Origin of the sequence: Arthrobacter sp. H14, from assembly GCF_000520495.1 — a bacterium.
Classification (GTDB): Bacteria; Actinomycetota; Actinomycetes; order Actinomycetales; family Micrococcaceae; genus Arthrobacter_C.
In genome coordinates, this window is record NZ_KI914700.1 from 5,842 (window position 1) to 12,736 (window position 6,895).

Sequence of the window (6,895 nt, forward strand, 5' to 3'; positions counted from 1 at the left end):
CTGCCGCTACCGCGGTCTATACGGTCGCGGCGGAAATGGCCGCGGGCGAGGCCGGTGGGCCGGGTAGTTTCGCCGTGGCGTTTCTGGATGCCCTGGCTGGAATCGATGCTGAGGCAGTCCGATCCCGGGTGGCCATCTCGTGATGGGACTGGAGGGGGTGGTGTTGAACCCCGGCGTGTATCTGGTCACTGATCCGCAGCTGTGCGGGACGCGCGGGGTGCTGGAGACAGTGCGGTCCGCCGTCGACGGCGGCATCGAAATGGTGCAGATCCGGGACAAGAACGCCAGAGCCGTCGACCTGTCTGAAGTGGTCATGCGAACCGCTGATGCCGTCGGGGATCGGGCCATGGTCCTGGTCAGCGATCTGACTCAGCTCAACGGACGCCGCATCGCCACCAGTTACGACGGATTGCTCCGCCGGTACCTCGCCGACCGTGACATCGACGCTTCCGTCGTCCGGTTGGATGGAGCGGTGGAATCGGCCGTGCGGCTTGGTGTGGCGGATGCCGTGGCCGACGTCGTCTCCACTGGAACCACTTTACGGGCGTCCGGACTTGAAACTTTCGGCGATCCCATTCTGTACTCCGAGGCCGTTCTGATTGGGCGTTCCGAATCCGAGCAGCCTGCCGGTCTGGACGTCCTGCAGCGCCGCATCCAGGGCGTGCTGGTGGCACAGCAATACGTGATGATGGACTACGACGTGCACGTTGACCTCGCCGATGCTGCCTGCAACATGACGCCTGGTCTGGAATCGCCGACGGTCTCGCCGCTGCGCGACCGCCAGTGGGTGGCGGTTCGTTCAATGGTGCGCCGGCAGGAGACGAACAAGATCATGGATGACTTGTATGAACTTGGCGCGCGGGCCATTCTGGTCAGCAGCATCCACGCCTGCCGTATCTAGGAGGCCGGGGTAGTGAGCGTAGCCATCAGAGTCATTCCCTGCCTGGACGTCGACGCCGGGCGGGTGGTCAAGGGCCTTAATTTCGCCGGACTGCGGGATGCGGGCGATCCGATGGAGCTGGCACACCGTTACGATTCCGCCGGCGCCGATGAGCTGACATTCCTGGACGTTACAGCCTCATCCAGCGACCGGGAAACGACCTTCGACATGGTCGCCCGCACCGCGGAAGAAGTGTTCATTCCTTTGACCGTGGGCGGAGGTGTGCGGGGTGTAGGGGACGTCGATCGGCTGCTCCGTTGTGGCGCGGACAAGGCGTCCATCAACACGGCCGCGGTCAACCGCCCTGAGGTGATCGACGAAATCACCTCGCATTTCGGCGCGCAGGTACTGGTTCTCTCGTTGGACGCCCGCCGGGCGCCGGGGGTGACGCCGTCGGGCTTCGAGGTCACCACGCACGGGGGACGCAGGGGCACCGGGATAGATGCGGTTGCGTGGGCGCACGAAGCCGGGGAACGCGGTGTTGGCGAAATACTCCTGAATTCGATCGATGCTGACGGAACCAAGGACGGGTTCGACCTTGAAATGATCCGGGCAGTGCGGGCTGCGGTTAGGGTTCCATTGATCGCTTCCGGAGGGGCGGGAGAGCCCGCGCACTTTCCTCCGGCGGTCCAGGCCGGTGCGGACGCCGTGCTGGCGGCATCGATCTTTCACTTCGGACCGGTCAGCGCCCTCGCGGAAGTGAAACAAGCGATTGCCGCGGCCGGATATCCGGTCCGCTAGTGTCCGATTTCGGCGCTGTCCAGCAGCGCCACCGCGTCGGGTTCACCTTCGAAGGTGACCAGCGCGTGCTTGGTGCGGCCATGGGCGTGCATCAGCAGTTCACCAGGTTCGCCTACGATGGCCACCGATACCGGCGCCCGCTTGGCTACGTGCCTGGGGCCTGAAGGACAGACCAGCACAATCCCGAGGTCCACGCCGCGGTAGAGAATGGCGGCACGTTTGACGAGTTCGTCCCACAATGCCGCTGAATATTCCTCGTCCAGTGCCCTGGGCGCCCAACGTTGCGTTGCGCGGCGGACGTCTTCGGTGTGAACGAAATACTCGGTCAGGTTCGCGTTCTTGTCCACGGCCGGCAGTTTCATTGGGGAAAGCGCCGAAGGGCCGGCCCGGAATGGAATTTCTCCACCAGCTTCGTGTATTCGGCACGGTTGCTGGACGCCTCAGCCAGTTTGCGTGTTGCCTTGTCGCTGACTTTCGACAGCGGCTTTGCGATCAGGCCCAGTGCGACGGCTGCACGGTGTTCACGGAGGTAAAGATGCGCCGCCAGATCCCGCGTCTGCCATCCTTCACAGAGCGTGGCCGAACTCGCCAGCACCGGAGAACTACCCGTCCATAAAGCCTGACGACAACGGCCTGGAGGAAAACGACAAGCTCTGCATGGGCCGAACCCATCGAGCAGCTGATGATGGGCCGGATGAAGAACGCGCGGTTCACTGGCCGGTCGGGTACATGACGGCTCACCCACAGGTGGACGGCTTTGAGCTCTATCCTTCGGGCTCCACCCGCCCACAGGTGGATGACCCGTAAACCCCTTCAAGCCTTCCAGCCTTGGCGCGTACCGGGTGTGAGAAAATGGGTGGTGAATGTTCCGATCAGGGACTCCCGGACGATGGGTGCCGTACCCGGTGTGTGACAAGACGGCCCGCGGGAGTTTTGTCATGGCATGGATCGTTCTCGTTATCTCCGGCGTCCTGGAGGCCGTTTGGGCTACAGCACTGGGTAAATCCGAAGGCTTCAGCAAGCTCGGGCCCACACTGATCTTCATTCCCTCCGTCATCGCCAGCATGGGCGGCCTTGCCTACGCCATGCGTGACCTGCCCACCGGGACGGCCTACGCCGTGTGGGTCGGCATCGGAGCTTCACTGACCGTCATCTACGCGATGATCACCGGCGCGGAGACGGCATCTTTGTTGAAGGTCATCTTCCTGATGATGATCGTTGCGGGCGTTATCGGTCTGAAACTCCCAGCCTCTGCTGTTGCCTGTACAAATCGTAGCCGCCCCGTGCTGCTTTACCGGGGACTCCACACTTTGGTCAGTCGGGCATAAGGTCATTGGGTATGAGTGAAATCTTGATCCGGCAGGGAGACGGTACATGGCGGGAGCCCGAAAAGACCGGTTATGCCCTCGAAACGGACCTGCAACGGATACTGGCAGCTCACCCGGACTTGATTCCCGATGTGAGCGCGGACGCAACCACCTGCCGTGAATTTCGGTCTGAGGCCGGGGCGGCCGACTTGGTCGTAGTGGATACGAACGGCGACCTGACGTTGGTGGAGTGCAAGCTGGCGGCCAACCCACAAATACGGCGTGAAATTGTGGGGCAGATGTTCGATTATGCGTCGGGGTTGTGGAAGATGGATGTGGATGACTTCGCAGCCAAGTGGAACCACCACAACAATGAATTGCCGTTCCAGCTTGATACGGAAGAGGGGCAGACCCTCAGACATGCGGTGGCCCAGAATCTCGCAGAGGGAAAATTCCGGATCGTTCTGGCCGTTGACGCCATTAACGCACCTTTGAAGAGGATGGTGGAGTACCTCAATGCGATGTCGGGGCCCGGCACCTCGATCATCGCCGTAGAATATTCGCATCTGACTCAGGGTTCAATTCAAATCCTGATGCCCCAGGTGTATGGACGGGAGTTAGCCGAAGCCAAGGCAGCTCCTGCGGATGATGCACAGATCGTATGGACCGCGGACCTATACCGGTCATGGCTGAGGACGAATGATCCCGGCAGTCTCGGGAAATTTAACCTGCTAACAGCCGCGGCTACCTCCGGCGGAATGACTCTGACAGGGTCCAAGACCACCAAGCCGTCAGGCGGCCTGCGGATCTATGACCGTAAGGGCCAATGGTTGGGAACCGTGTCTTTTATCTACTACAGCGCCCAGGGCACATCGCTGGAATTCAGTTTTGTAAGACTCTCCAAAATGACTAAGGAGGCAATGCCAGACGGTTCCCTGCTCGAAATGTTCCTTCAGCAGTTAGGCGCTATACCAGGACTCGAGGAGGTGGCGGGAAACCTGCGCTCCAGCGGGTTCACAAGCAGGAAACCGAATGTGCCGCTCTCGGCCCTCAGCGAGGATTCACTTCGAAAAACAGCCGGCGCCCTTCGTATTCTTACAACCTGATCTCACACATTTGTCGGGATCGATACAGGAAGCCCCATTCTTGCTGGAGATGCGAAACGAAGTCTCCGGACGCGCTTCTCTGAACATGAGCCGTGAAACGGCCGGGTTTTTCTCTAACCGCCCAGTACCAGTACACGACGTATCTGCCCGTTATCGGTGGTAAGCGCCACGGCCGCAGAACTACCAGCCGAGCACCGCCGCCCATCGGAACGCCTCGCGAGCTGGCCACAATCCGGCGGGGGCCCGCTGCACACATGCGGCGTTTCCTGGTCTGCTCAGAGCGACGCCTCAGGGGCGCGCGTTCAGTTCTGAGGTAATCCGTTGGGTGGAGGTAAACCAGTGCTCCACAGCGGGATTGATTTCCGCCAGGACCTCGCGCATGTTGTGGTATTGCACCCTGACGTTAGAAGTCCTCAGTAGCGGTTCGAGGTGTGCCACGCGATTGCGGAGCTGGTGAATGCCTTGAACGGCTCGAGTAATTTCTGCTTCCGGACGTGATCGATGTGGAAATGCGGCGGTAAGCGCCTGATCCCACAGCAGCTGACGACCCGCATCCCTACTGGTAGGCAAGAGGTAACGCCACGTACCGAAACTCATCTGCGCAAGCAGATCTGCATGGCCCATCGCAATGGTGCGACCCCGGGTTGCGTTGGCTGCTTGATTCCTGGCTGTTCTAATGTCCTTGCCTTCACGGGTGAGCCGTATCAGAAGATGTGAGGGATCAAGCAGCCAGTCCTCACTATGTTTTCGTCCGGTCTGACGATCGGCCTGCATAGCGTTCCACGAACACAGTTGGGCGTCCAGTGCATTGCGCAGGACCACCTCAAAAACGTGTAGTGATTCGTATACCGCACCGGACAGACTGATGTTCCATTGGTAGAGCTGAATTGCTCTCTTTTGATTATCTCCGGTGGCAGCCAGGTACGGGGCGAGTCGAGTTTCGGTGATGTACTGCGCCAGCACCGTACGCGGCGGGGGCGGTGAGTGCGGGTCGACTGGTGAGCTCATCGTGGGATATACTTTACTGGAAGGCGGAGGCAGGTCTCTCCGTTACAGCTTTAGCCTCTGGCCCACCGGTTTTCACCGCTGGGCCTTTGGTCTTTAAACAGCTTTTGTCCTCCCCGGCATGACCATTTCCATGACATATGTGCCCGATATCGGCGTTTGGTTAACATGCTCATCCACCTTGTGTGATTTCACAGGCCTAAATATCGAACAGCTGTCCATCTTGAGGTAGACGGGGTTTCCTTTCATTTCGGGTAGTTGGCCATTGAACGCCGGCGAGGGAAAGCTCGTTCGTACTGATGGTGGGCTCGTCTAATTGGTAGAGCTGAATTGCTCTCTTTTGATTATCTCCGGTGGCAGCCAGGTACGGGGCGAGTCGAGTTTCGGTGATGTACTGCGCCAGCACCGTACGCGGCGGGGGCGGTGAGTGCGGGTCGACTGGTGAGCTCATCGTGGGATATACTTTACTGGAAGGCGGAGGCAGGTCTCTCCGTTACAGCTTTAGCCTCTGGCCCACCGGTTTTCACCGCTGGGCCTTTGGTCTTTAAACAGCTTTTGTCCTCCCCGGCATGACCATTTCCATGACATATGTGCCCGATATCGGCGTTTGGTTAACATGCTCATCCACCTTGTGTGATTTCACAGGCCTAAATATCGAACAGCTGTCCATCTTGAGGTAGACGGGGTTTCCTTTCATTTCGGGTAGTTGGCCATTGAACGCCGGCGAGGGAAAGCTCGTTCGTACTGATGGTGGGCTCGTCTAGGATCGCTTCCAGCAAGGATTGTTGCTCAGGTTCCAGGGCAACGAGTTGAGTGATCACGCTCAACAGTTCGGTCAATTCGATGGACCATTCAGTTGGCCATGAGGAGACTTTGATATCGTCCAGTGGCGAAGACCGGCGGCCGCGCGGATTTGCCCGCCGATAGCCTGTCCACGAGTCGATAATGTTGGACCCGCCAACCATGTAGTCGCGCACTCGTTTAGTCACATGCGACCATGTGCCGGCTCCAAAACGAAGCGTTTGTGCCGTCGCATCGTATTCGACTGCGCTCGGCATATCTCTGCCTACGGGTACGTCATAAGAAGGCTGTTCAATAGGAATTGCGCTTGACCGTATATCCGTCGCCCCATCGGGATGCGCGCCACGTTCACCATAGGTGTGCAACCAAATGACGTATCTTCCAATTTCTACTGCTCGGTCCCATAACGTTCGCTCGGCGGTCAGCGGTACACGAACCCCAGGCGTACGGAGCTCAGCGTCGAATTGCTCGGTAAATCCAGGGTGGCCGCATACGGCGGCAAGATAGTAAGTAACATCCTCCGCTGCAATTCCCGGCCCCAATCGTTCGTTTAATGCCTCAAGCAGACCGGATGAGAGGTTCGCTGTGCCGTCGGGCTGCAACATTGGCAACACCCGGCCACCACGGTTGTTGAAGCTGTCTTTATCCGGAATGAGTGATGAGAATGCCAGAGCAGGCCCAGACTTGGGATAGTGAGCGTGTTGTTCAATCGTGAAGATCTGGTTGGGTATGCGGCCATGCCACAAGGAGGAAGGACTATGTATCATCCTGCTATCTGCGATGAGGTATTGACGGTCCAGGGTCCGATATCCTACCTGGATTATTTTAGGATCCGGGATCATCAATTCATCGCGAAGCGGTTTCTGGGTATTTTGTTCTGTATCGCTTCCAGGCAAAGATGGTTTAGCTCTATCAATAGTTGCGTGATAAGAGTCCTTGAATTTTGCCCGCTGCACTTCGAGGTCCGTCTCTGCTATTAAATCGTTCAGCCGCAC

Annotated in this window: 4 protein-coding genes, 4 pseudogenes and 1 riboswitch; of the genes and pseudogenes, 5 read left to right on the plus strand and 3 right to left on the minus strand. The window is 58.8% G+C overall.

Going from position 1 to position 6,895, the window contains the following annotated elements; all coding sequences use genetic code 11:
- Positions 1-142: 142 nt before the first annotated feature.
- The 3 genes and pseudogenes from Y707_RS33025 to hisF all read left to right on the plus strand — a co-directional run.
- Positions 143-313, plus strand: a pseudogene (locus Y707_RS33025) (thiamine phosphate synthase); the annotation flags it as partial.
- 3 nt (positions 314-316) lie between these two features.
- Positions 317-901: pseudogene (hisG, locus tag Y707_RS28045) on the plus strand (ATP phosphoribosyltransferase); the annotation flags it as partial.
- 12 nt (positions 902-913) lie between these two features.
- Positions 914-1,681 carry an imidazole glycerol phosphate synthase subunit HisF gene (gene hisF / locus Y707_RS0120655; protein WP_026536462.1) on the plus strand — a complete coding sequence of 256 codons (768 nt, stop codon included), beginning with the start codon at positions 914-916 and terminating at the stop codon, positions 1,679-1,681.
- Here the strand turns inward: hisF and Y707_RS33030 are convergent.
- Positions 1,678-2,276, minus strand: a pseudogene (locus Y707_RS33030) (TIGR03085 family metal-binding protein). The gene hisF and the pseudogene Y707_RS33030 sit on opposite strands and share 4 nt — an antisense overlap.
- A gap of 265 nt (positions 2,277-2,541) precedes the next feature.
- Positions 2,542-2,608, plus strand: a riboswitch (guanidine-III (ykkC-III) riboswitch).
- An 11-nt stretch (positions 2,609-2,619) separates the two neighbouring features.
- Here Y707_RS33030 and Y707_RS28055 point away from each other — a divergent pair.
- Together Y707_RS28055 and Y707_RS0120670 are read left to right on the plus strand one after the other, a co-directional pair.
- Positions 2,620-2,925, plus strand: a pseudogene (locus Y707_RS28055) (DMT family transporter); the annotation flags it as partial.
- A gap of 281 nt (positions 2,926-3,206) precedes the next feature.
- The gene (locus tag Y707_RS0120670) at positions 3,207-4,094 is read left to right on the plus strand and encodes a hypothetical protein (protein ID WP_216699309.1); all 888 of its coding nucleotides are present in this window, start codon (positions 3,207-3,209) and stop codon (positions 4,092-4,094) included.
- 288 nt (positions 4,095-4,382) lie between these two features.
- Here the strand turns inward: Y707_RS0120670 and Y707_RS0120675 are convergent, their stop codons facing one another.
- Together Y707_RS0120675 and Y707_RS31805 are read right to left on the minus strand one after the other, a co-directional pair.
- Entirely contained in the window at positions 4,383-5,102 is a 720-nt protein-coding gene (locus tag Y707_RS0120675; RefSeq protein WP_155853220.1) for an Abi family protein, read from the minus strand.
- A gap of 644 nt (positions 5,103-5,746) precedes the next feature.
- On the minus strand, positions 5,747-6,895 hold a 1,149-nt coding region (locus Y707_RS31805; RefSeq protein ID WP_333782867.1), incomplete at its 5' end, for a type ISP restriction/modification enzyme.

Bases quoted from the DNA above. Each gene is read 5' to 3' on its own strand.
- Y707_RS0120675 (WP_155853220.1), bottom strand. From the start codon at position 5,102: ATGAGCTCACCAGTCGACCCGCACTCACCGCCCCCGCCGCGTACGGTG.